Annotated in this window: 23 protein-coding genes; 14 read left to right on the top strand and 9 right to left on the bottom strand. The window is 63.9% G+C overall.

The features are described from left to right. Positions 1 to 6: 6 nt before the first annotated feature. From recA to dapA, 7 genes are all read right to left on the bottom strand, one after another. Positions 7 to 1,065: a recombinase RecA gene (gene recA, locus WAB17_RS10485; RefSeq protein ID WP_435417294.1), complete on the bottom strand. Its 1,059-nt coding sequence runs from the start codon at positions 1,063 to 1,065 to the stop codon at positions 7 to 9. Between the two features lie 120 nt (positions 1,066 to 1,185). Beyond that, on the bottom strand, positions 1,186 to 2,829 hold the full coding sequence (locus tag WAB17_RS10480; RefSeq protein WP_435417293.1) for a DUF4139 domain-containing protein: 1,644 nt from the start codon (positions 2,827 to 2,829) through the stop codon (positions 1,186 to 1,188). An 11-nt stretch (positions 2,830 to 2,840) separates the two neighbouring features. After that, on the bottom strand, positions 2,841 to 4,322 hold the full coding sequence (locus WAB17_RS10475; protein WP_435417292.1) for a DUF4139 domain-containing protein: 1,482 nt from the start codon (positions 4,320 to 4,322) through the stop codon (positions 2,841 to 2,843). Positions 4,323 to 4,400: 78 nt separating this feature from the next. Next, entirely contained in the window at positions 4,401 to 6,851 is a 2,451-nt protein-coding gene (locus WAB17_RS10470; RefSeq protein WP_435417291.1) for a response regulator, read from the bottom strand. Then, positions 6,848 to 7,438 carry a DUF2062 domain-containing protein gene (locus tag WAB17_RS10465; RefSeq protein ID WP_435417290.1) on the bottom strand — a complete coding sequence of 197 codons (591 nt, stop codon included), beginning with the start codon at positions 7,436 to 7,438 and terminating at the stop codon, positions 6,848 to 6,850. Before WAB17_RS10465 ends, WAB17_RS10470 begins: the two co-directional genes overlap by 4 nt. A 129-nt stretch (positions 7,439 to 7,567) precedes the next feature. Beyond that, positions 7,568 to 8,050, bottom strand: coding sequence for an SsrA-binding protein SmpB (smpB, locus tag WAB17_RS10460; protein ID WP_435417289.1), 483 nt, complete (start codon positions 8,048 to 8,050; stop codon positions 7,568 to 7,570). Between the two features lie 58 nt (positions 8,051 to 8,108). Further along, the gene (dapA, locus tag WAB17_RS10455) at positions 8,109 to 8,990 is read right to left on the bottom strand and encodes a 4-hydroxy-tetrahydrodipicolinate synthase (protein ID WP_435417288.1); all 882 of its coding nucleotides are present in this window, start codon (positions 8,988 to 8,990) and stop codon (positions 8,109 to 8,111) included. Positions 8,991 to 9,097: 107 nt separating this feature from the next. On the opposite strand from dapA, the gene WAB17_RS10450 reads away from it, so the two are divergent. Genes WAB17_RS10450 through WAB17_RS10440 form a run of 3 tightly spaced genes read left to right on the top strand, consistent with a single transcriptional unit; the run spans position 9,098 to position 12,027 of the window. Further along, positions 9,098 to 11,041 carry a lytic transglycosylase domain-containing protein gene (locus tag WAB17_RS10450; RefSeq protein ID WP_435417287.1) on the top strand — a complete coding sequence of 648 codons (1,944 nt, stop codon included), beginning with the start codon at positions 9,098 to 9,100 and terminating at the stop codon, positions 11,039 to 11,041. 10 nt (positions 11,042 to 11,051) lie between these two features. After that, entirely contained in the window at positions 11,052 to 11,531 is a 480-nt protein-coding gene (greB, locus tag WAB17_RS10445) for a transcription elongation factor GreB (RefSeq protein WP_435417286.1), read from the top strand. Then, a complete protein-coding gene (locus WAB17_RS10440) occupies positions 11,524 to 12,027 on the top strand; it encodes a hypothetical protein (protein WP_435417285.1) in 504 nt (167 codons plus the stop codon). The genes greB and WAB17_RS10440 overlap by 8 nt, the downstream gene beginning before the upstream one ends. Positions 12,028 to 12,084: 57 nt before the next feature. On the opposite strand, the gene WAB17_RS10435 is transcribed toward WAB17_RS10440, so the two are convergent. Continuing rightward, positions 12,085 to 12,753 (bottom strand): outer membrane protein, encoded by a 669-nt coding sequence (locus WAB17_RS10435; RefSeq protein WP_435417284.1) that lies wholly within the window; start codon positions 12,751 to 12,753, stop codon positions 12,085 to 12,087. A 255-nt stretch (positions 12,754 to 13,008) separates the two neighbouring features. On the opposite strand from WAB17_RS10435, the gene rlmN reads away from it, so the two are divergent. From rlmN to WAB17_RS10400, 7 genes are all read left to right on the top strand, one after another. Further along, positions 13,009 to 14,253, top strand: a complete 1,245-nt coding sequence (rlmN, locus tag WAB17_RS10430) for a 23S rRNA (adenine(2503)-C(2))-methyltransferase RlmN (RefSeq protein ID WP_435417283.1) — start codon at positions 13,009 to 13,011, stop codon at positions 14,251 to 14,253. After that, on the top strand, positions 14,250 to 14,846 hold the full coding sequence (locus WAB17_RS10425) for a class I SAM-dependent methyltransferase (RefSeq protein ID WP_435417282.1): 597 nt from the start codon (positions 14,250 to 14,252) through the stop codon (positions 14,844 to 14,846). Before rlmN ends, WAB17_RS10425 begins: the two co-directional genes overlap by 4 nt. Beyond that, positions 14,843 to 15,487 carry an MOSC domain-containing protein gene (locus WAB17_RS10420; RefSeq protein ID WP_435417281.1) on the top strand — a complete coding sequence of 215 codons (645 nt, stop codon included), beginning with the start codon at positions 14,843 to 14,845 and terminating at the stop codon, positions 15,485 to 15,487. Before WAB17_RS10425 ends, WAB17_RS10420 begins: the two co-directional genes overlap by 4 nt. 137 nt (positions 15,488 to 15,624) lie before the next feature. Further along, positions 15,625 to 15,999: a glycine zipper 2TM domain-containing protein gene (locus tag WAB17_RS10415; protein WP_435417280.1), complete on the top strand. Its 375-nt coding sequence runs from the start codon at positions 15,625 to 15,627 to the stop codon at positions 15,997 to 15,999. Positions 16,000 to 16,176: 177 nt separating this feature from the next. After that, positions 16,177 to 16,941 carry an SDR family oxidoreductase gene (locus tag WAB17_RS10410; RefSeq protein WP_435417279.1) on the top strand — a complete coding sequence of 255 codons (765 nt, stop codon included), beginning with the start codon at positions 16,177 to 16,179 and terminating at the stop codon, positions 16,939 to 16,941. After that, positions 16,938 to 17,600, top strand: a complete 663-nt coding sequence (locus WAB17_RS10405; RefSeq protein WP_435417278.1) for a cytochrome b/b6 domain-containing protein — start codon at positions 16,938 to 16,940, stop codon at positions 17,598 to 17,600. The genes WAB17_RS10410 and WAB17_RS10405 overlap by 4 nt, the downstream gene beginning before the upstream one ends. Further along, positions 17,597 to 18,349, top strand: coding sequence for a molybdopterin-binding protein (locus tag WAB17_RS10400; RefSeq protein WP_435417277.1), 753 nt, complete (start codon positions 17,597 to 17,599; stop codon positions 18,347 to 18,349). Before WAB17_RS10405 ends, WAB17_RS10400 begins: the two co-directional genes overlap by 4 nt. On the opposite strand, the gene WAB17_RS10395 is transcribed toward WAB17_RS10400, so the two are convergent. Next, a complete protein-coding gene (locus tag WAB17_RS10395) occupies positions 18,346 to 18,786 on the bottom strand; it encodes a DUF1801 domain-containing protein (protein ID WP_435417276.1) in 441 nt (146 codons plus the stop codon). The two genes, WAB17_RS10400 and WAB17_RS10395, sit on opposite strands and share 4 nt — an antisense overlap. 76 nt (positions 18,787 to 18,862) lie before the next feature. Between WAB17_RS10395 and WAB17_RS10390 the strand changes: the two genes are divergently transcribed. The 4 genes from WAB17_RS10390 (at position 18,863) to WAB17_RS10375 (ending at position 22,233) form a co-directional block, all read left to right on the top strand. Beyond that, on the top strand, positions 18,863 to 20,119 hold the full coding sequence (locus WAB17_RS10390) for a class I SAM-dependent methyltransferase (RefSeq protein WP_435417275.1): 1,257 nt from the start codon (positions 18,863 to 18,865) through the stop codon (positions 20,117 to 20,119). Positions 20,120 to 20,176: 57 nt separating this feature from the next. Further along, positions 20,177 to 20,725, top strand: a complete 549-nt coding sequence (locus WAB17_RS10385) for a DUF1003 domain-containing protein (RefSeq protein WP_435417274.1) — start codon at positions 20,177 to 20,179, stop codon at positions 20,723 to 20,725. A gap of 120 nt (positions 20,726 to 20,845) precedes the next feature. Further along, positions 20,846 to 21,394, top strand: coding sequence for a pseudouridine synthase (locus WAB17_RS10380; RefSeq protein WP_435417273.1), 549 nt, complete (start codon positions 20,846 to 20,848; stop codon positions 21,392 to 21,394). Next, the gene (locus tag WAB17_RS10375; protein WP_435417272.1) at positions 21,391 to 22,233 is read left to right on the top strand and encodes a 23S rRNA (adenine(2030)-N(6))-methyltransferase RlmJ; all 843 of its coding nucleotides are present in this window, start codon (positions 21,391 to 21,393) and stop codon (positions 22,231 to 22,233) included. Before WAB17_RS10380 ends, WAB17_RS10375 begins: the two co-directional genes overlap by 4 nt. Positions 22,234 to 22,296: the final 63 nt, after the last annotated feature.

The raw sequence follows: 22,296 nt of genomic DNA, 5'->3' as shown, positions 1-22,296 counted from the left end.
CGAGTCTCAGTCCTCCGCGTCAGGACCGGCCATCATCCCCCCGGCGACCTCCTCGGTTTTGCCGCGAATGGCGGCTTCGAGCTTGTCGCAAATTTCGGGATTGTCCTTCAGGAACTGCTTGGCGTTCTCGCGGCCCTGGCCAATCCTGATGCTGTCGTAGCTGAACCAGCTACCGGACTTTTCGACCACGCCGGCCTTGACGCCCAGATCGAGGATTTCACCGATCTTCGAGATGCCTTCGCCATACATGATGTCGAATTCGACCTGCTTGAACGGCGGAGCGACCTTGTTCTTGACCACTTTCACGCGGGTGGTGTTACCGACCACCTCGTCACGGTCCTTGATCTGGCCGGTGCGGCGGATGTCGAGCCGGACCGACGCGTAGAACTTGAGCGCATTGCCGCCGGTCGTGGTCTCCGGATTGCCGTACATCACTCCGATCTTCATGCGCAGCTGGTTGATGAAGATCACCATGCACTTCGAACGGTTGATCGAGCCGGTCAGCTTGCGCAACGACTGGCTCATCAGGCGAGCCTGAAGTCCGACATGGCTGTCGCCCATCTCGCCCTCGATTTCCGCACGCGGCACCAGTGCCGCCACGGAGTCGACCACCAGCACGTCGATCGCGTTGGAACGGACAAGCGTATCGGTAATCTCGAGCGCCTGTTCGCCGGTATCCGGCTGCGACACGATCAGCTCGTCGATGTCGACGCCGAGCCTCTTGGCATAGACAGGATCGAGAGCATGTTCGGCATCCACGAATGCCGCAGTGCCCCCATTCCTCTGCGCTTCGGCAATCACATGCAGTGCCAGCGTGGTCTTGCCCGAGCTTTCCGGCCCATAGACCTCGATCACGCGGCCTTTGGGCAAGCCACCGATGCCGAGAGCGATGTCGAGCCCCAATGAGCCCGTGGAAATCGCCTCGACATTCATCGCTTCCTTGGAGCCCAGCTTCATCGCCGACCCCTTGCCGAAAGCGCGGTCGATCTGGGCGAGTGCTGCGTCAAGCGCCTTCTGACGGTCCACGTTGGATTCCTTGTCTACCAGTTTGAGTTCCGCCGCCATGTCACACACCTCCGTCAGTTGCCACCGGCACCGATCTGCCTTTCAACTGTTGAAGCGTGTACCGCATTTGTTCCAAGAGAACAAGTGAGGAACAAGAAGTTTTTTCTCAGGATGCTGGCGTCACCCGCGGGCGCGCCTCTGCCAGCGGATTTCCTGCGTCGATCCGGGCAGTACCTCGACGTCGATGTAGTAGCTGCCGTCCTTGACCTTGGGGACCGAACGCGTTCCGCGGATTTGCTCTGTCGCCTCTGCTCCGAGATAGACCCGCACCATGACCGGGTTGCTGCGCGCATTGGCCAGCCGTGCGCCCAGCGTTCGCCACACGCCCGGTTTCGCCGCCGAGCCCGAAATCTCGCGCCCGCACGCGGCCCGAACCAGCTCGCTCTTGCCGAGGTCAATCTCGACATCCTGTCCCTTGGCGTAATCCCGCAACCAGTCTTCGGCGAGCAGCAAGTCGCCACGCGCGGAGGGCTCGAATACCGAAATGCCCCCGGTCGGCAATGCCACTCCAAGGCCGTGTTTTTCGTCATTTTTCGTTTCGAGGATCATACCGGTGGGCGACAAAAGCCAATCCGGCTGCGCCAGCGACAGCATGTCGCTGTGTTCTGCGAGACAATATGCCGCATAGAGCAAGGTGCCCTCGACCGAGTCCTTGTTGAGGAAAGCAACCTGCTTCAGCCCCTTTGCGTTGACTGTCACGGGCGCGGGCACACGGTAAAGCTTCAAGTCGCCGAGCTGTTCTTCGCGGGCTTCCATGACGGCCGGTGGAGGCGGCGGCGGAGCGGGCGCCAAAGCTGCAACGCGGGATCCGGTCACGACGATGGCCCCGTCTTCCATGGCCTTCATCATCTCGATGTCGTAGCCATAGAGTTCGGTTGGTGGGTAGTACGGGACAGGCGAACCGGCGGCCGTGCTGCCGAAAGGAAAGCAGGCAAGCCGGAGAGGCTTTCCCTGCGGCGGTTCCGACATGGCGTCGAAATCGCTGACCACGCTCAGTCGGCCGGCCACTGCCATAAGCTCGGCGTCGGCAAAGCTCTGTCCGTTGTCGTTGAGGAGGGTAAGCCAGCTCAACAGCCCGAATTTCACCTTTCCCCGGGCCTGCTCTTCCAGGAATGTGCCGACGTAATGCGCCTGCCAGTCGAACCCGGAGGCAAGGTAGGTCAGAGTTACCGTGTAGGTACCGCCCTGGGGGCTGTTGGTGTCGAGCGAGAACACCGGTTGCGCGCTCAATCCGCCGGGAATCGAGGAGAAAGTCAGCTTTTCCGGCAGGCCGGAGCACCGCACCGCCTCGAACCCGCCGCTCGTTTGGAGCACGAGACCGCCATCGGCCCGGGTGCGAACGACAGCTTCCTCGGTCTTCGCTTCGCCCGACCCCGGGTTCAGCCGCGTGATCTTGACCCGGTTGCCGAGCGTTCCGTCCACCAGTGCTGCGGGGCTCAGGAGATCGGCATTGCGGTTTTTTTCGATCGTTCCACCTGGAAGCCCGGTCACGATTGCGGTCACGGCGACCATGCCCTCGGCAACGCCGGTAAAACGGATCGTCGATTCGCCCGGGGGCAGCTGCACCTCGCGGGTTTCGCTTATCATCGCGAAACCTTGCGGAAACTGGGTCTGCATCGGATCGCCCTCGCCCCGGTTGGGGTCGCGATAGACCGTCACGGCGACGCGTTGTGCCACCGAAGCTTCGACAACGTCCCGCGCGGCAAGCGGGGCCGACGGGAGCGATACTGCACCGGAAAGCAAAAGGATGGCGATGCCCCGCATCACCTCTCTCTTCAGTACCGTGTTTCGTAAGTGACCCGGATGACCCGCTCGCCTTCGGCCGGGACGGGTACTACCCACTTCCTGCTATCCCAGTTGAGCTGCTGGCCGGGAATATCTTCGCTGACGATGCGGTAATCGTCGCTCCACCAGCCGCGCATGAGGTTGGTGGCGGTCAGGTCCACCTCTACCGCGCTGGCCTTCGCGTTGGTCAGCGTATAGCGCATCGTTGTGCGGTAGAACCGCTTGGGCCGCTCGACATCGACCACTTCCTGCACCTCGCCTTTCCTGATGACGCGGTACCGCTCGGTCTTTTCCCATTCGGTCGAGGTTATCTCCTCGCGCTTCTCGACCTCGGCCTTAACGAAGATGTCGAATGCATCGCCGGTGGAAAGCGTCAGCTCGCTGCCCATCGGCGTGTGGCCGATGTAGTTCTCGCCGATGAACTGGGGCGAACCCTGGCTGTCGCGCTGGTAAAACCGCACCGTGCCTGCGGGGAGCGCGTCACCCAGTCCCCCTTCGCGGCTCGACGAAAATGAGATCGCGGTGGAAACGTTGACCGGCGACTGGTCGGTCTGCATCCAGTTGACCGTGCGCGCGTAAATCTTGCGCGCGCGTACCGCCTGCACGTCGAGGAAACTCACCTGCTTTGTCTGGTTGTTCGCGATCGTCGTCCGCCCGGCGATCGGATAAAGGTAAAAATCGCCGAGCTGCTCCCGGTCGGCGGCTTCGGTTCCGGCCCTGGTCATGCCGGGCGCGAAAGCACGGCTGGAGTATCCGCCTTGCCCTGGGCTGCCCGCTACCAGCAAGGTGTCCGCCTGAGTGAAGGTCGTACCGGTGGAATTGGTCAGCGTGACCCAGCCCTGCATGTCGATAGTGCCCCGCCCTTCGTCGTAAAGCGCAACGTAGTCGGCGCTCCAGCCCAGGCCGGCCGTGAGATAACGTATCTGTGCGGGCCGCGTACCGCCGCGGGTGGAATCGACATTGACCGACAATGTCGGGCGCGCCCGCAGATTGGGTGGCACACGGTCGAACACGACACGGACAGGTAGCCCGTCATCGCGCAACACCTCTATCCTGTCGCCGATCCTGATCACCACGCCGCCCGTCGTGGACAAGACTTCCGCCCGCTCGCGCGTTTCCGCGCCCGTCGCCGGATTGGTGCGAACGAGTGTTACGGTCTGCCCGACGGCCTTCTCCATCATCTTCTGCGGGGTCAACAGGTCGAAGTCGAAGTTCTGCTCTATGATGGTGGTATCGGCTGCATTGAAGCTGAGCGTTTCGGGCCGGATACGGGCCGAGACATCGGGGAACTCTATCCTGCTTCGCCCCGATCCGATCGGCAGCGGACGCACGTCCTGCACCAGGGCGATATCGTTGTTGTAAATGGTGACGGCGACATCGCCTTGTGCAGTCTCCTCGGTGGACGACTGGGCAACTGCGGCCGAGGCGAGCGCCAGTACGGCGGCACCGGTCAAGCTGAGCGGAAATTTCATCGGGCCCTCCCCTTCAAGACCATCGCCTGTCCAACCTTGCGGATTTACCGCGAGTGAATGAGACTGTGTATCATTCTGTTATCGTGCCTGCGCCATGACCTCGCCGACCTTTTCCGAAATCTGTTGCACGCTGAAAGGTTTGGCAAGGAAATGCATGTTTTCCATGTCGATATCCTTGCGTAACTGCTCTTCGGCATAGCCGGACATGAAGAGGAACGGCATTTCCGGTGCGACAGAGCGGATGGCACGCGCCATGGCAGGCCCGTCCATTCCGGGCATCACGACATCCGAAACGACGAGGTCGAAGGTCCCTCCATTGGCGATGGCGGCCAATCCTTCCTCTCCGTCCGCACAGGCGGTGACAGTGTAGCCCGCACGCGCCAGTGCGCGTTCCGCGACCGCCCGGACCATATCCTCATCCTCGACCAGCAGCACGCGTCCCCCGCCCGACCAGCTTCGCGACGGCGTCTGGTTGTCCTGCTTCCTCGCCTCGGCAACGACCTCGCCGTGGTGGACGGGAAGATAGATGGTGAACCGCGCACCTGTAGTGCGCCCGTCGGTTCCGGCGATATTGTCGGCGAAGATGAAACCGCCCGACTGCTTGACGATACCGTATACGGTGGAAAGGCCCAGCCCGGTGCCCTTGCCCTGCTCCTTTGTCGTAAAGAACGGCTCGAAGATCTTGGGCAGCACGTCGTCGGGGATTCCCCCGCCGGTATCCTGCACGATCAGCGCGGTATAGTCCCCTGCCGGAAGGATATCGGACCCCATCGAGCGGACGTCGCGCGCGGCCACCCGCCGGGTCGCCATCGACAGCTTGCCCTTGCCCTTGCCGGATGCCTGGATCGCATCGCGGGCATTGACGACAAGGTTCACGATGACCTGTTCCAGCTGCCGCGGATCCGCCCTGACCGCGCCCAGGTCGCGATCGTGACGCACGGTAAATTCGATCTTCTCGCCGACCAGCCGCTTCAGCAACTGGTGCACTTCGCTCACCACGTCGGGCAATTGAAGCACTTCCGGCCGCAGGGTCTGCTGGCGGCTGAAGGCGAGCAGCTGGCGCGTGAGGCTTGCGGCGCGATTGGAATTGGCAAGGATCTGCTGGATGTCGTCGTAATCGCTGTCGCCGGGCGTATGCCGCAGCAACATGAGGTCGCAATAGCCGATGATCGCGGTGAGGACGTTGTTGAAGTCGTGTGCGACCCCGCCGGCGAGCTGGCCGACGGCCTGCATCTTCGTCGCTTGCGCAACCTGCCGCTTTAGCCGTGTTTCTTCCGTGCTGTCGGCAAGGCTAAGCAGTACCGCCGCATCGCCAAGGCCGCGAACGCCTGCAAGACCGAGCGAGACCGGTTCTTCCGGGCTGGCACGGAACCGCACCGCCATGTCGCCGCTCGTCACCGGCCCCTTCGCGTAACGCCTGACAGCGTCGGCCAGAGCCCCCTTGTCGTCCTTGACCGCAAGATCGCTCGGGTATTGCGGCAGCCCCTGCCCTTCCCGGCCGACGGCCCGGAGAAAGGCCTTGTTGGCGAAGAGGAAGCGCCCGTCGCGGTCGGTCATCGCCAGCCCCAGCGGCAATGCCCCGACCAGCGCTTCCAGCTGGAGCGTCGCGTTGCCCTTCACCGCCGCAGCATCGTCCTGACCGCCAAGGGCAGTACCGGGTTCCAGCAGCAACATCAGGGACAGTGCCTCGTCGGCGGCAGCGCCCTTTTCCTCGGCAGGATCATTGAGCGGGACATGGACCAAGCCATGCGGGGCGCCACGCTTGCCTTCGCGGGCGAAATAGATGCGATCGTACTCGTCGCTGCGGAGCTGCGCGGCGAACTCCTGCCCTGCCAGCGTCGCCTTGCGATCCCCGGAGGCGCGCTCGGCGAAGCCCGGAGCCGCCGCACGGATGATCCCGTCCGGTCCGACGATCGCCGCCTCGATCCCGGCCCGCGACAGGACCGCGCCAAGGTCGCCAGCGATCTGCCGTGCATAGCCTTCCGCCGCATCTTCCATTGCCAGCGACTGCAATCGCCAGACAAGATAGTCGTCTCCCCGACCGGCCCGTTCGGCTTCGACACGCCAGGCGCGCTGCCCGTCGCCGCTGCGGATACGCTCGGCCATGGCGCCGCCGTCCCGCCAGGCTTCGCGGGCGATCCTCGTCAACGTCTCCAGCGACGGGCCGTCCACCTGCAGGTTGGGCGGGGCCTTCGAGGTGCCGAACTGGTCGGCGAATAGCCCGCTGGCGCAGACGAGCCGGTTGGCCCGGTCCGTGATTGCCACAGCCATGTCGGGACGCTCGATCGCCGCCACGGTTACCGACCAGTCCGGCGGTGCGAGAATGTCTGCGCGGGCAGGCGGTCGCACCTTGTTGAGTGCAAAACCCAGCGCCAGCAGCGTCGCAAGCCCGCCGGCATACGCCACTGCCAGCAGGGGCATGCCGCTCGCCAGCCAGGTTGCCGCCACGCTGATGGCCAGAGCCCCCGCCAGCCACAACCACGCCGTAGGCTTGCCGGCGCCCGGTTCGTTCGCCCCCGCCAGGTTCATTGCTGTTCGGTCTCCAGTCGCCGGTCGAGACGCCGCTCCATCTGTCGTAGCCTCCGCGCCCGGCGCCGGTGAATGATAAAGCGCCACATCAGTCCGGAGACGACATAGCCCGCTGCGGCAGTGACGATGGCGAGCACCACGAAGCCGAAGGCCGTAACTCCGGCCAGCTCGAAGCCGAGTGCCAGCCAACCGCCGTCTTCGGCCAGATGCTGGACAGTGTCGATACCCATGGCGACCTTGGTATTGAGGACGAGTTCACCCGTCCCCTTGGCCACCACCAACCAGAACGGCAGCGTGAAGGGATTGGTCACGAAAGTGACCAAGGCCGCCAGCGGGACATTGGCCCGCGCCGGCAGGGCAAGAAATGCTGCCAGGAAAATCTGCCCGATAGGGATGATGAAGCCGCAGAACAGCCCCAGCGCGACGCCTCGCGGCACTGAGCGGCGGGTAAAGCGCCATAACTCAGGGCTGAGGAAGCGGTGGGCGATCGGGGCGAGATACTTGTTACCCGCCATCTCCTCGCGCGTCGGCATCGGCGGCAGGTAACGCCGGATCAGGTCCGCCAGGAAAGTCTTGTTGCCGCTCATAATGTCCACGCTGCCCATGGGCTGACGCCACGGCAATCGCAAGCGCTACTGCCGCGATTTCCCGCCAACCGTGTATCCGCGTCGATATGGGGGGGCCGACCGCATTCGCCAGTGCCGCAATCGGCGACGTCAGCCTTTTTCACGCATGATGCGGGCCTTGTCGCGTTTCCAGTCGCGATCCTTGATGTATTCGCGCTTGTCCTGCGCCTGCCGCCCCTTGGCCAAACCGAGCTCGACCTTGGCCCGGCCGGTCTTGTTGAAATAGATGCTGAGCGGGATCAGGGTCATGCCCTTGCGCTCGACAGCGCCCAGCAGACGCTCGATCTCGCGCGCATGGAGCAAGAGCTTGCGCGGACGCTTGGGCTCGTGGTTGAGCCGGTTTCCATGGCTGTATTCAGGGATGTTGGCATTGATCAGCCAAGCCTGGCCGTCGCGGATTTCGGCATAGCTGTCAGCGATGGTAGCCTCGCCAGCGCGCAGGGCCTTGACCTCGGTGCCCTGCAAGGCAAGGCCGGCCTCGAACTTGTCTTCCACAGCATAATCGAACCGCGCCCGCCGGTTCTCGGCAACGGTTTTCTGTTTGTCGAACGTCTCGGGCTTGGGGCGTGCCATAAGGATGGCGCATGTAGGGACTGACAGGCTGCAGGGAAAGAGCTTATCCCGCCCTTCGCTAGACCAGTCCCGCGATCTCCAGCGCCTCGTCGACTGCCCGCCGCGAGGCCTCGCTCGCTTCGACGAGCGGCAGGCGAACTTCCGGCCGCAACCAGTCGTGGACCCGGCTGAGCGCGTATTTCACCGGCGCGGGGCTGGCGTCGCTGAACATGGCGTAATGCAGCGGAAACAGCCGGTCGTTCAGTTCACGGGCCTTTTTCAGCTCGTTGGCGGCAATGGCATCCTGGAATTCCGCACACAGGGCGGGCGCGACATTGGCGGTGACCGAGATGCATCCCCGCCCGCCAGCGGCAGAGTGCGGCAACCACAACTCGTCATTGCCCGACAGCTGGCAGAACTCGCGCCCGATTCCCATGCGGTGATCGGCCACCCGCGACAGGTCGCCGCTCGCATCCTTGATGGCGACAATCCGGTCGGGATATTTGTTGACCAATGCCACGACCGTCTCGTCCTCGAGGTCGGTCACGGTCCGCGCAGGCACGTTGTAAAGCACGATGGGAAGATCGCTGTTTTCGGCGAGGAAGCTGAAGTGCGCGATCAGCCCCGCCTGGCTCGGCCGATTATAGTAGGGCGCAACGCACAGACCGGCCTTGGCCCCGGCTTTCTTGGAAAAATTCATATGCAGCAGCGCGTTGCGGGTGTCGTTGCTGCCGCAACCGGCAATTACCGGCACCCTGCCCGCCGCCTGTTCGATGCATACCTCGATCACGCGGTGATGCTCGGCATTGCTGAGCGTCGAGGCTTCGCCGGTGGTTCCGCAAGGCACCAGCGCGCTGGACCCGTTGTCGATCTGCCAGTCCACGAGCCGCCGGAAAGCCGCTTCGTCGAACGTCCCGTCGCGAAAAGGAGTCACCAGAGCGGGAATCGAGCCCGAAAACATTGTGAATGGTCCTTTCTTGACCGAAGGGAATCACGTAACTTCACCGCATGTATGCGCGGCTGATCCGTTCAGTGCCTGATAAGGAGACATGGGACAGGATGTCCAGCATGACCCGCAAGCCGTTTCTCGCCGTTTCGCTCATTGCCCTCACCTCCATCGTCCCGCCCCTGATGGCTGCAGACCCGGCCAGCTGGGATCGCGCCCGCGCGGATCTCGTGGCGCAGCAGCCGAGCCAGATGGCGAGTGTCATCGCCCGCTGGGAATACCTCATCGGGCGCGAAGGCCTGCCGTTCGAGGATTATGCCGGCTTCCTGTTGGCCTATCCCGATTTCCCACAGTCGGAAAAGCTGCGCGAACGGGCAGAGAAATCACTCGGCGAACAGGCTATCGGAGCCGAACGGCTGGTGGCTTTCTTCGACCGTCATCCCCCGCTGACAAATCCGGCCCGGGCGCGATACGCGCTTGCGCTGGCATCGCTCGGTCGTGACGATGCCTTCGCTGCGGCTCGCGGTGCGTGGCGTGGCGGCACCATGAGCAGCGCGTCGGAAGTGTACCTGCTAGGCCAGTTTGGCGCACGGTTCACGCAGGACGACCACGATGCCCGGATGGACGCGCTGTTGTGGCAACGCGATGCCGAGGGCGCCGCGCGCTCGATGAACTATGTCTCGGGCGCCAAGCGCGAGCTGTTCATGGCGCGGCTGGCCATCGTGCAGGGCTCCCTGCCGCAGAGCAATGGCCTCGCCGTGCCTGGAGAAGCGCGCCGCGATGCCGGTTACACATACAACCTGGCCCGTTTTTACCGCTCGGGCAGCAATATGCCGATGGCCATCGACGTGCTTGCCAATCGCCCGCGTTTCGATGGCCCGGCCTTCGATGCGGAAGCCATGGTCGGGGAAATGCTGCGCGTCGCCCGCGGCGCCGGGTCGGAGCCTTCGGTCCGGATTGCCGGCTCGGTCGACGACGTTTTCGCGCCCGGAACCGACATCCGCAAGGAAAGCTACCGCACGCGCGACGATTACACTTCGCTCATGTGGCTCGGCGGCACCAATGCGCTTTGGAACCTCGGCGATGGTGGCAGGGCTGCGCCCCTGTTCTACCGTTACGGGGCGGCTGCGCAGACGCCGCAAACCCGGTCGAAAGGCTTTTACTGGGCCGGTCTTGCCGCAGAACGCGCAGGCGACAGGGCGGCGGCGCAGCGGTATTACAGTGAAGCGGCCGAGTACGCCGACCGTTTTTACGGGCAATTGGCCCTCGCCAAGCTGGGGCGCCCCATGCCATCCCTTGCGGGCCGCACCGTCGGCGAGCCGACCTTCGAACAGCGGGCAGCTTTCAACCAGGCGACCCTGACCAAGGCGGTGCGCGAAGTGGCGCGGGATGCGCCGTGGCGGACCGGTATCCAGTTCTACCGCGAGATAGCCAATGCCGCCGATACGCCGGAGGAGCATCTCCTGCGGGTGGATCTCGCCCGCGAAATCGGGCGGCGGGACCTGGCGGTGAATGTCGCCGAAGCGGCCGGGGCGGACGGGCACAGCCAGTTCGTCGCTCAGGGTTTTCCCAGATTGCAATTGCCGCCCGGCGTGGACTTCACCTTCGTCCACGCGATCACCCGCCAGGAAAGCCAGTTCGCCCAGAATGCGATCAGTCACGCCGGTGCGCGAGGGCTGATGCAGCTGATGCCGGGGACCGCCCGCGAACAGGCTGGCAAGCTCGGGCTCCAGTATCTGAGTGCGGACCTGATCGACAGCCCCAGCTACAATGTGCAACTCGGTGACGGCTATTTCCGGCGGATGCTCGACTATTACGGCGGCAGCTATCCGCTGGCCGTTGCCGCCTACAATGCAGGGCCCGGCAATGTGAACAAGTGGCTGCGGGCCAATGGCGATCCGCGCAGCGGCGGGATCGACTGGGTGACCTGGATCGAGAAGATCCCGATCTTCGAGACGAAGAACTACGTACAGCGCGTGATCGAGAATGCTGCCGTGTATGAACAGCTCTATCCCGAGAATGCGACCGGCGGTCGCCCGCGCATGGCCGGGGATTTCCTGCGCTAGCAGCCGCATCGTGAAATCACCTTCCTACCCGATCACGCCCGCCGGCTTCGCCGCGCTCAAGGCCCGTTACGATCACCTGCTGGGCACGGAACGCCCGGAGATTGTCGAGATCGTGAGCTGGGCGGCAGGAAATGGCGACCGGAGCGAAAACGGCGATTATCTGTACGGCCGCAAGCGGATGCGGGAGATCGATCGCGAACTGGCGCACCTCTCGCGCCGGATGAAACACGCGAGGGTGATCGATCCGGCCGGGCAGCCCGACAAGGACCGCGCTTTTTTCGGGGCGACCGTCACTCTGGCGGACGAGGACGATCGGCATCGTACCGTCACACTGGTAGGCGATGACGAACAGGATGCCTCGGCGGGGCGGATCGGCTGGTCCAGCCCGATGGCGCGGGCGCTGAAGGGCGCGACGGTGGGGGATTTGCGCAGTGTCCGGCTTCCCACTGGCGAGAAAGAGTGGGAAGTGATCGCCATACGGTATGTCTAGATCGCTTCAATTCAAAGCCGCGCTTGCGTCGCTCGCCTTGCTCGTGATCGTCGCTCCGGCAGCGGCAAGGCAATCGCTTGGCATATTCGGTGAATGGGGGGCTTTCCGCGATCCGGCAGCACCGCGCTGCTATGCCATCGCCAAGGCGGCCCCGAGCAATTTGGCGCGCGATTACGATCCCTATGCAACTATCGGCACCTGGCCGCGTCGGAAGGTACGCGGGCAAGTGCATTTCAGGCTTTCGCGCCAGTTGCAGCCCGATCGCCCGATCACACTGATCATCGGCGGGCAGCGGTTCGGGTTGAGCGGCGGCGGTGGAGATGCCTGGGCCAAGGACCGGGCGATGGATGCGGCGATCGTCGCGGCCATGCGGTCTGCGGGCCAGATGACCGTCAGTGCGACCGACACCTCCGGGCGACGCTTTTCCAACACGTACAATCTCGTCGGAGCCGCGACGGCCATGGATGCAGCCACGGTATCCTGCGCGCGCACGTGACATGAGAACGGCCGGGTCGATGCCCGGCCGTCCCTTTTCCCGTTTCGGGCAACGCGGTCAGAAGCGCACGCCGAGACCGACCATGAGCTGGTGACGGTCGAGGTCGACGTTGAAGCGCTCGCTGTCCGGTAGGGTGCCGTCGAAGTCGACTTCAGCTTCCGAATAGTTCGAATAGCGATATTCGCCGCTGACGAACATGTTCTGGTTGATGGCATATTCCACGCCTGCACCCAGACGCCAGCCGTCGACATCGTAGTCTTCGTCGAAGGTGGTCGTGCCGTCGCTCGAACGGATGTTGTACTTGGCGTTGGTGTAGCCGCCCTTCACATATGCGAGGGCTTCGTCGCCGATGCGGGTACCGATGCGTGCACCGACATACAGGTCGCGGTCGGCCGAAACATTGCCGAAGCCGAAGCCTTCGAAGTCGCCGTTTTCGAACTCGGTGCTGGCACTCGACCAGGTGTATTCGGCTTCGGGGCCGATCACCACACCGCCGAGATCGATGTCGTAGCCGACGGCGGCACCATAGACGACACCTTCGGCCGACTGGTCGTTATCGACATTGGCATCGTCGTCGACGCTGCTGCCGGCCTTGGTTGTGTCGTAGCCGACCACGCCTTGGGCGCGGAAACCGGTGAACGGCGAATCGTCGACCGACTGGGCAGCGGCCGGGGCGGCGGCGGCCATGGCGGCGCCGGCGAGAAGGATTGCGACTGACTTTTTCATTGTTGGTACTCCATTCGTCCTGCAGGCCCTTGCCTGCGCTAGACCGGTAGAATGGCCGACCGCCTGCGAAGTTTCATGAACCTCACACAACAGGAATATGTTGCATTTGAGTAACATTGTTGCGCTGATCCGTTAGCCTCGCACGATGAGTCTCGGGAACTGCGGGCTCGTTGGCCTATACGCGCGTGACGCGCACGTGCGGTGCAGGAAGGATGCTGGATTTCACCCCGCCCTGCCCTTATATGCGCGCGTCTCATGGCCGATACCCAGCTCATGCCGATCCCCGGACAGGTGGATCCCGTTCCCGTTGCGCGCGACATCACGCCGCGCGCCGATGGCCGTGTCGACCTCATGGGCCTGCCCAAGGCGCGCATTGCCGAGCTGATGGAAGAAGCGGGCCTCGACGCCAAGCAGGCCAAGCTGCGCAGCAAGCAGGTCTACCACTGGATCTACCATCGCGGGGTGACCGATTTCGAGGCGATGACCGACATCGCCAAGACCATGCGCCCTTGGCTGGCGGAACGCTTCGTAATCGGCCGGCCCGATGTGGTCGAGGCGCAGCATTCGGTCGACGGCACGCGCAAGTGGCTGCTGCAGACCGATGATGGCCACGAATTCGAGATGGTGTTCATCCCCGACGCCGACCGGGGTACGCTGTGCGTCAGCTCGCAAGTCGGCTGCACGCTCAACTGCCGGTTCTGCCACACCGGGACGATGAAGCTGGTGCGCAACCTGACACCTGGCGAAATCGTCGGCCAGGTGATGCTCGCGCGCGACGCGTTGGGCGAGTGGCCCAAGGGGTCGATGGCGGGCCTCGACGATGCCGAAGATGCGGGCCATTACACCGCCGACGGTCGCCTGCTGACCAACATCGTCATGATGGGCATGGGCGAGCCGCTTTATAATTTCGACAATGTCCGTGACGCGCTGCGGCTGGTCATGGACGGCGATGGCCTCGCCCTGTCGAAGCGGCGGATCACGCTGTCCACCAGCGGCGTCGTGCCGATGATGGCGAAGTGCGGCGAGGAGATCGGGGTCAATCTAGCCGTCTCGCTCCACGCGGTGACCAAGGAAATCCGCGACGAGATCGTGCCGATCAACAGGAAGTACGGCATCGAGGAATTGCTGCAGGCCTGCGCCGACTATCCCGGTGCCAGCAACGCCCGCCGCATCACCTTCGAATACATCATGCTCAAGGACAAGAACGACAGCGACGAGAACGCCCGCGAACTCGTCCGCCTGATCCGCGAGTACAAGCTGCCGGCCAAGGTCAACCTGATCCCCTTCAACCCCTGGCCCGGCGCGCCGTACGAATGCTCGACGCCGGAACGGGTCAAGCGCTTCGCCGAGATCGTTTTCGACGGCGGCATCAGCGCCCCGGTCCGCACTCCGCGCGGACGCGATATCGACGCCGCATGCGGCCAGCTCAAGACCGCCGCCGAGAAGAAGTCCCGGGCCGAGCGCGACCGCGAGGCTGCCGCCGCTGCCGCTGCGGAATGAGCGACCCGGCGACCATCGCCTATTACGAAGACAACGCCCCGCGTTATACCTTGAGCTTCGGGCAGGCACCCAGCCGCCACCTCGACGGCTTTCTCGACCGACTGAAACCGGGTGCTCGGGTGCTCGAACTGGGCTGCGGTGGTGGACGCGATTCCGCGCGCATCGTCGAGCGCGGCTTCGATCTCGATGCGACCGACGGCACGCAGGCGATGGTCCGCAAGGCCAATGAACGCTTCGATATCGGCGCGCGGCTGATGACTTTCGATCAGCTCGACGCGATAGAGGAATACGACGCGATATGGGCCCATGCCTGCCTGCTTCACGCTTCGCGCGCGGAGCTGGGCTCCATCCTCCCCGCCGTCCATTGCGCGCTGAGGCCGGGCGGGTGGCATTATGCCAGCTACAAGCTCGGCACCGGCGAAGGGCGGGACCTGCTGGGCCGGCTGCACAATTTTCCCGACAGGAGATGGATCGAGGACGCCTACTGCGATGCAGGCTTCGCGCTGGCGGATGTCGAGGTGTTTCCCGGAAAAGGAGCCGACGGCACCATGCGCGACTGGATCGCCCTGACAATGCGGAGAGTAGCAGAATGACCGTGATCGTTTCGGCTCTCTGCGCCGGCGCCGCGCGGGACTTGCCCTCGGGCAAGCGCAGTGGGATCGAGAAGGCGGCGCTAGCAGGCGCAGTTTCCATCGGCGAGCGCGGCATTGCCGGCGACGTGCAGGTCAACCGCGAATATCACGGCTACCCGCCGATGGCGCTCCACCATTACCCGGCGGAGAATTATGCTTGGCTATCGCAGCACTTTGGTCCCCTGCCCCGCCTTTGCGAGCCCGGAAGTATGGGCGAGAACATCTCAACTACCGGCCTGACCGAGCATGATGTCTGCATCGGCGACCGATTCCGGCTGGGCAGCGCGCTGATCGAGGTCACCCAGCCCCGCCAGCCCTGTGCGACGATCGAGCAGCATCTCGGCGTCCGAGGCATTGTGAAGGCGATTGTCGCATCGGCCCGCAGTGGATGGTTCTACCGGGTCATTGAACCCGGCGAAGCTGAAGCCGGGATGCCGCTGGATCTTGTAGAGCGCGTCAATCCGGCCTGGCCGGCGGCTCGCGCCTTCCTCGCCACCTACGGGGGCGTACGCGGCACGAACGAGGAACTAGAAGAGCTCTCGTCCCTGGAACGGGTTTCGGACCGCCTCGTCCGCGATATCCGCAAGCGTATCTCTTCCTAGCCAAACGATCTGTCGTTCGCGCGCAACATTTCGTCCTGCGGCTGCGAGGTCCCAATGTTCGTTCATCTGAGGTTGGGGACCGATGAACGAGGTATTGCGTTACAGGATCATACAACGCAACAAAGGGACCCAGCCCGATGAAAAAATTCGCACTCAGCATCGCCGCAGCAGCCATGACGCTGCCTGTCGCTGCCCCGGCTCTGGCCGATCCGCCTTCGCACGCACCCGCTTGGGGCAAGCGCGCGAAAGACCGCATCTACGACGATCGCGGTCGGTATTACGAGCCGCGCAGGATTACGCGCAGCGATTACGTGTGGCGCGGCGATGACGGACGCTACTACTGCAAGCGCGATAACGGTACGACCGGGCTGATCATCGGCGCCGGTGTGGGTGCTCTTGCCGGTCACGAGCTCGCCGGGCGAGGCGACCGTACTCTTGGCGCGCTTCTCGGCGGTGCCATCGGCGGCATTCTTGGCCGCGAGATAGACCGCGGCTCGCTTCGCTGCCGCTGACCGATTCACCCTGGAGAGGGTACCCGGGCGCGTCGCTTCCTTCGGGCAGCGGCGCGCCTTTTTCATAGGGCAAGCTCTTCCCAGCCGTCCGCTGGCGTGCTTCATTGCATGCATGATCAGGATCGTACGATTGGCCGGGCCGTTGCCGAACGACGGTGAACCTTCCAGGGACTTGCCATGACGCGCCCGGCGGTACTGGTTACCGGCGCGGCCAGGCGCATAGGCGCTGCCATCGCAGCCGCGTTCGGCCGGGCAGGCTGGCATGTTGTGCTGCATTACCACGGGAGTGCAGCAGACGCCGATACGCTCGCAGCAAGCCTTCCCTCCGCAGAAACCGTGGAGGCCGACCTGGCGGACCCGCAAGCTGCCGTCGCGCTGGTCGAGACGCTGGCCCCTCGGCTTGCCGACTGGCGGGTCCTGGTCAACAATGCGTCGGTATTCGAATACGACACTGTAACCGGGATGGACCCCGCCACGTATAGCCGCGCGATGACGGTCAATGCGCACAGCCCCGCCGCAATGGCGCTGGCATTCCTGCGCATGGCCCGGGCCGGGGGAGGCAAACGCGTGATCCAATTGACGGACCAGAAACTGGCCAACACCAATCCGGATTTCTTCAGCTATACGATGAGCAAGCATGCAGTCGATGGCGCAATCCGCATGATGGCCATGGCACCGACCGACCCTCGCGACCGCATCTATGGTTTGGCGCCGGGTGCGATCCTTGCCAGCCACGACCAGGCGGAAGAGGAAGTCGAACGCTCACACGTGCTGAACCTGCTGGGCCGGAAGACCGGCGCAAGCGAAATTGCCGAGGCGGCACTGTTTCTGTCTGCCGGAAGCCTCGCAAGCGGCACGACCCTGTTCGTCGACAGCGGGCAGCACCTGCTCGACCAGGATCGCGATGTCATCTATCTCGCGCGCGAAGGGCTCGGCTCATGAAAAAGCACGCCCTCACCACCCGCCTGTGGCACTGGACAAACCTCGTCTGTGTCGTCGTGCTCTTCATGAGCGGCCTTGGCATTTCCAACGCCCACCCCCGGCTTTACTGGGGCGACTGGGGTTTCGCTGCCGAAGACGCCTGGTTGCTGGTACCCAAGTTCCCTTATTGGATGACGCTCCCCGGGCGCTATGACCTTGCCGGGGCACGAGACTGGCACATCCTGATGGCGTGGCCCTTTGCCGTGATGCTGCTGGTGATGTGGCTGGCGATGCTGGCAAACGGCCATTTCAAACGCGACCTCGTGACCACCAGAAGGGAATGGAAGCCGGCGGCGGTCTGGCACGACATCGTGCAGCACGCGAAGTTCAACTTCGAGCATGAGGGCGGCAAGTTCAACTTCCTGCAGAAACTGAGCTACGGGGTCGTGCTCGGCGTGTTCCTGCCGATGATGGTCTTCACCGGCATGGCGATCAGCCCCGGGATGTCGCCCAGCTGGGGCTGGTTCATCGAACTCGTCGGCGGGCGCCAGAGCGCGCGCAGCCTGCACTTCATCTTCGCTTTTGCGATTGCAGGCTTCTTCTTAGTCCACGTGCTGCTGGTAATTGTGCACAAGCCGCTGCAGCAGCTGCGCGACATGATCACGGGAGGCAAAGCATGACACTCGACCTCAAGCGTCGCGGCGTGCTTGCCGGGATCGGCGGGCTGTTCCTCGCTGGCTGCGACAGGATCATCCAGTCGGACGCCGGGCGTTCGCTCGTAAAGGGGGCAGAAGGCCTGCACATGGGCGCACAGCGTCTGCTGGGCGGACGTACCGGGCTCGCAAGAGAGTACACCAAGGCCGATATCTCGCCGGTATTTCGCGGAAACGGCACGGTGAACCCCGACAAGCCGGCTTACAATGCCGCCCTCGCCGAAGGCTTCGCGAATTGGCGGCTGGAGGTGCGCGGCCTGGTCGAGACGCCGCTTTCATTGTCGCTCGAGAACATACGCCGCCTCCCGCAGCGAACCCAGATCACCCGCCACGATTGCGTCGAAGGCTGGAGCGCGATCGGAGAGTGGACCGGGCCGCAGCTTGCCACGCTGCTCGAGGCCGCAGGCGTGAAGGACCAGGCCCGCTACATCGTGTTCCGCTGCGCCGACACGCTGAACGGCGGGGATTACTACGAAAGCATCGACATGATCGACGCGTTCCACCCGCAGACGATCGTTGCTCACATGCTCAATGGAAATGCGCTCGAAGTGAAGAACGGCGCGCCGCTGCGGATGCGGATCGAACGGCAACTGGGCTACAAGCAGGCCAAGTACCTGACCGCAATCGAGGCTGTCGCCAGCCTCGGCAACATCGGCAAAGGCAAGGGCGGGTATTGGGAAGACCGCGCCGGTTACCAGTGGTACGCGGGAATCTAGTCTTCCGGAAAAATGCGCTTCATCGCCGCCCAGTCGGCGGCGACCATATCTTCCAGCACGACGAGATCAACGTCGGCCAGCTTGTTGATGTAGAGGCAACTTGCGCCGGTCGAATGCTTCCCGAGCCTGGCAAGGAGCGCGTCGCGATGCTTGCCCACGATTTCGTCGCAATAGCCGCCCATGAGGTAGAGCGACAGCTTCGCCTTGCGCGGACTGAATCCGGTTCGCATCCAGTGCACTTCGCGCCCCGTGGCATAAGTGGTACGATACTGGCCATAGCCGATGATCGTCGGGCCCCACATAAGCGGTTGCTCGCCAGTCACCCGGCGGAACAGCGCATCGAGGCATTCGGCCTCTTCGCGGCGCCGCTCGGGCTCGACACCGGCAATGAACGCGGCGGGGTCGACAGCGGTGATCCGGGTCTTGGCTTCGGCCATGAAGCCTCGATAGCCGAAAACGCCCGGGCCACCAAGCGACCGCGCGGGGAATGATCAGGCAACTGGGAAGACAGGCATGAACAAGACCCTTCTCGATCGGTTTCTGACCGCAGGGGTGAAGCACGGTCGGCTCGGCGTCGTCTTTGCCGACGGCTCCGCCAGCACCTACGGATCGCCCGCCGAAGGCTTCCCGGACGTCGTGGTTCGTTTCACCGACAACCGGGTACCGCGCGACATCGTCCTCGACCCGCGTCTCGGCGCCGCGGAGGCCTTCATGGACGGGCGGCTTCTGGTCGAGGCGGGCGGCATCATGGAACTGGTCGAACTGCTTCGCGCCAATGCAGCATGGGACAAGGGCGGCAATTTCGGCAGGCCCGGCAGGATAAAGCGGCTCCGCAACAAGGCGGCCTTCGCGCTGGAGCAATTCAACACCCGCGTCGGTTCCAGGAGCAACGTGGCCCATCACTACGACATCGGCAACGATCTCTACCGACTGATGCTCGATCACGAGCACATGCAATACAGCTGCGCCTATTGGCCTTCCCTAGATATCTCGCTGGGCCGGGCGCAGGAGGCAAAGCTTGCCCATATCGCCGCCAAGCTCGCCATCGACCCGGGAAACACCATTGTCGACATCGGCTGCGGTTGGGGCGGGATGGCAATTTATCTGGCAAGGCATTTCGATGTCCGGGTTACCGGCATCACGCTTTCGCAAGAGCAGGCCACCCTCGCCCGCCAGCGTGTCGCCACAGCAGGGCTGGCCGACCGGGTAGCGATCGAGCTGGCCGATTATCGCGACTTCGCCGCCACCGGCACGCAATTCGATCGGATCGTCTCGGTCGGCATGTTCGAGCATGTGGGCAGGCCCCAGTTCGAAACCTTCTTCGAGGCCTGCGCGACCATGCTGGCGGAGGACGGAGTGATGCTTCTCCACACCATCGGGCGGATGGGAGCGCCCGGCACCACGGACGCTTTCACCCGCAAGTACATTTTCCCGGGCGGCTATATCCCGGCCCTGAGCGAAACCCTCGCCGCGAGCGAGAAGGTCCGCCTCATCGCTACCGATATCGAGACCTTGCGGCTGCATTATGCCTACACCTTGCGCGCGTGGTATCAACGTTGCCTCGATCATCGCGACGCCATCGTTGCGCTGCATGACGAGCGCTTTTTCCGCATGTGGACCTTCTACCTGGCCGGAGCGACTGCCGCGTTCGAGCATGGCGGCCTCTGCAACTACCAGATCCAGTACGCCCGCACGCGACGCGCCCTGCCGCTTACCCGCGATTATCTGTTCGCAAGCGAACACGCCTTGGTGCAGCAAAATTCCCCTTGAGCCTGTTCCAGACCCTGCTGCAAGAAGGCGCAAATACCTGCTCATGGAGTTTGCCCGATGCCAGCGAGGAAACATCTCACACTCGAACTCGCCCGCGAATATCTCGGTGAACGGCCCAGCGATGCCGGGCACAGGCGGGTCATGGAAGGGATCGAGGATCATCAGCCAATCAGCCAGGACACGCACGAACTTGCCGAGCGCGAGGACATCTTCGGCGACCGGCTCGCCGATTCTGTCGCCCGGGTAGGCGGTTCATGGCTCTTTATCGGCCTCTTTTTCCTCTTCCTTGTCGGCTGGACCGGGCTCAACACCTTCGTCCTTACCCGCAGCGAGGCATTTGACCCATATCCCTACATCTTCCTCAACCTCGTCCTGTCGATGCTCGCCGCCATCCAGGCGCCGGTCATCATGATGAGCCAGAACCGCCAGGCCGAGAAAGACCGCATCGCCGCTGCACATGATTATGAGGTCAACTTGCGGTCCGAGATCGAGATCATGGCCATGCAGCAGAAACTCGACAAGTTGCGCGGCGAACAGCACGAGAGGATCATCGCGCAGCAGGAAGAAATGCTCACTCTGGTGCGCGAAATCGCGGTCCGGCCCTAGGGAATTCGCTCGCGCCCCGGTGCGCCTTTGTCGCTGGCACCCGGATAGCGGCAGGACTGCCCCCCTGCCGGACTTCATGGGGCAGGAGACAGCGACACTATCCGGCGATATGGCGCCGCCATGGCCCGGCTACTGCTGTTCAACAAACCCTTCGGCGTCCTGTCGCAATTCACCGATCGCGGATCGCCGACGGCGCGCGCAACACTGTCGGATTTCATTGCCGTGAAAGGTGTCTATCCCGCCGGCAGGCTCGACCGGGATAGCGAGGGCCTGCTGCTGCTTACCGATGACGGGCGGCTGCAGGCGCGGGTCGCCGATCCCCGTTTCAAACTGCCCAAGACCTACCTCGTGCAGGTCGAAGGCGATCCGGTCGAGCAGGACCTGGAGCCCTTGCGGCAGGGTGTCCGCCTGAAGGACGGAATGACCCTCCCGGCCGAAGCGCGCCGCATCGACCCGCCTGACCTGTGGCGGCGCAATCCGCCTATCCGCGCTCGCAAGTCCATCCCCGACAGCTGGCTCGAAATCACCATTCGTGAAGGGCGCAACCGGCAGGTGAGGCGGATGACGGCAGCGGTTGGCCTGCCTACGCTGAGGCTGGTCCGCTGGTCGATCGGCGACTGGACGGTTTCCGGCATCGCACCGGGCGAATTCGCGGAACTGTCCGTATGAATTACCGCCACTCGTTCCACGCCGGTAACAATGCCGATGTCGTCAAGCACGCCGTGCTGATCGCGCTCGTGCGGGCCTTGCAACAGAAACCCTCCGCGCTGACCCTGATCGATACCCATGCCGGTTGCGGGCTATACGACCTCGGCAGCGACGAGGCGCGGCGCACTGGCGAGGCCGCGCACGGTGTGCTGCGGGTCTTTGCCGATGCGGCCCCCGAGCTCGACGAGTATCGCGCCGCCGTGCGAGCCGTAAATGATGCAGAGAATGCGTCAGGAGGCCCCGGCCTCTACCCCGGCAGCCCGCGCATTCTGGCGCAGCTGCTGCGGCCGCAGGACGTGCTGATCCTCAATGAGAAACATCCGGAGGACGCCCGCTCCCTGCGCCTCGCGATGCGCGGCACGCCGGCCGCGGTGCACGAACGCGATGCCTACGAACTTTGGCTGGCGATGCTTCCGACCAAGACCCCGCGCGGCGTCGTGGTAGTCGATCCACCCTATGAACAGACCGACGAGCGCGCGCGGATCACCGCCACCCTCGCCGCCGCGCATCGCAAATGGGCGCACGGGGTGACGGCGATCTGGTACCCGCTCAAGGATCGCGCCGAGCACCAGCGGTGGAAGGACAAGCTGCGCCGCCTGAACCTGCCGAAATTCATGGGCATCGAGCACTGGCTCTACGATGCCGACCAGCCCGGCGCCTTCAACGGCGCGGGGCTGTTCATCGTCAATCCGCCCTATGCGTTCACGCAGGCGCTGCCCCCGCTGCTCGAAGCGCTGCGCGCCGCGCTCGCGCCGGAAGGCCAAAAGGGCGAAATCGCGGCATATTGGCTGACCGAATGACTAGCTCTCGGACCTTCTTTCTCCCCAATCCATTCTTGATTGCCCCTCCTCCGCCCCATTGCT

It is taken from the genome of Parerythrobacter aurantius (assembly GCF_045291475.1).
Taxonomy (GTDB): Bacteria; Pseudomonadota; Alphaproteobacteria; order Sphingomonadales; family Sphingomonadaceae; genus Parerythrobacter; species Parerythrobacter aurantius.
Note: the sequence above shows the minus strand (reverse complement) of the source record. Positions and strands in the feature narration are given on the sequence as shown.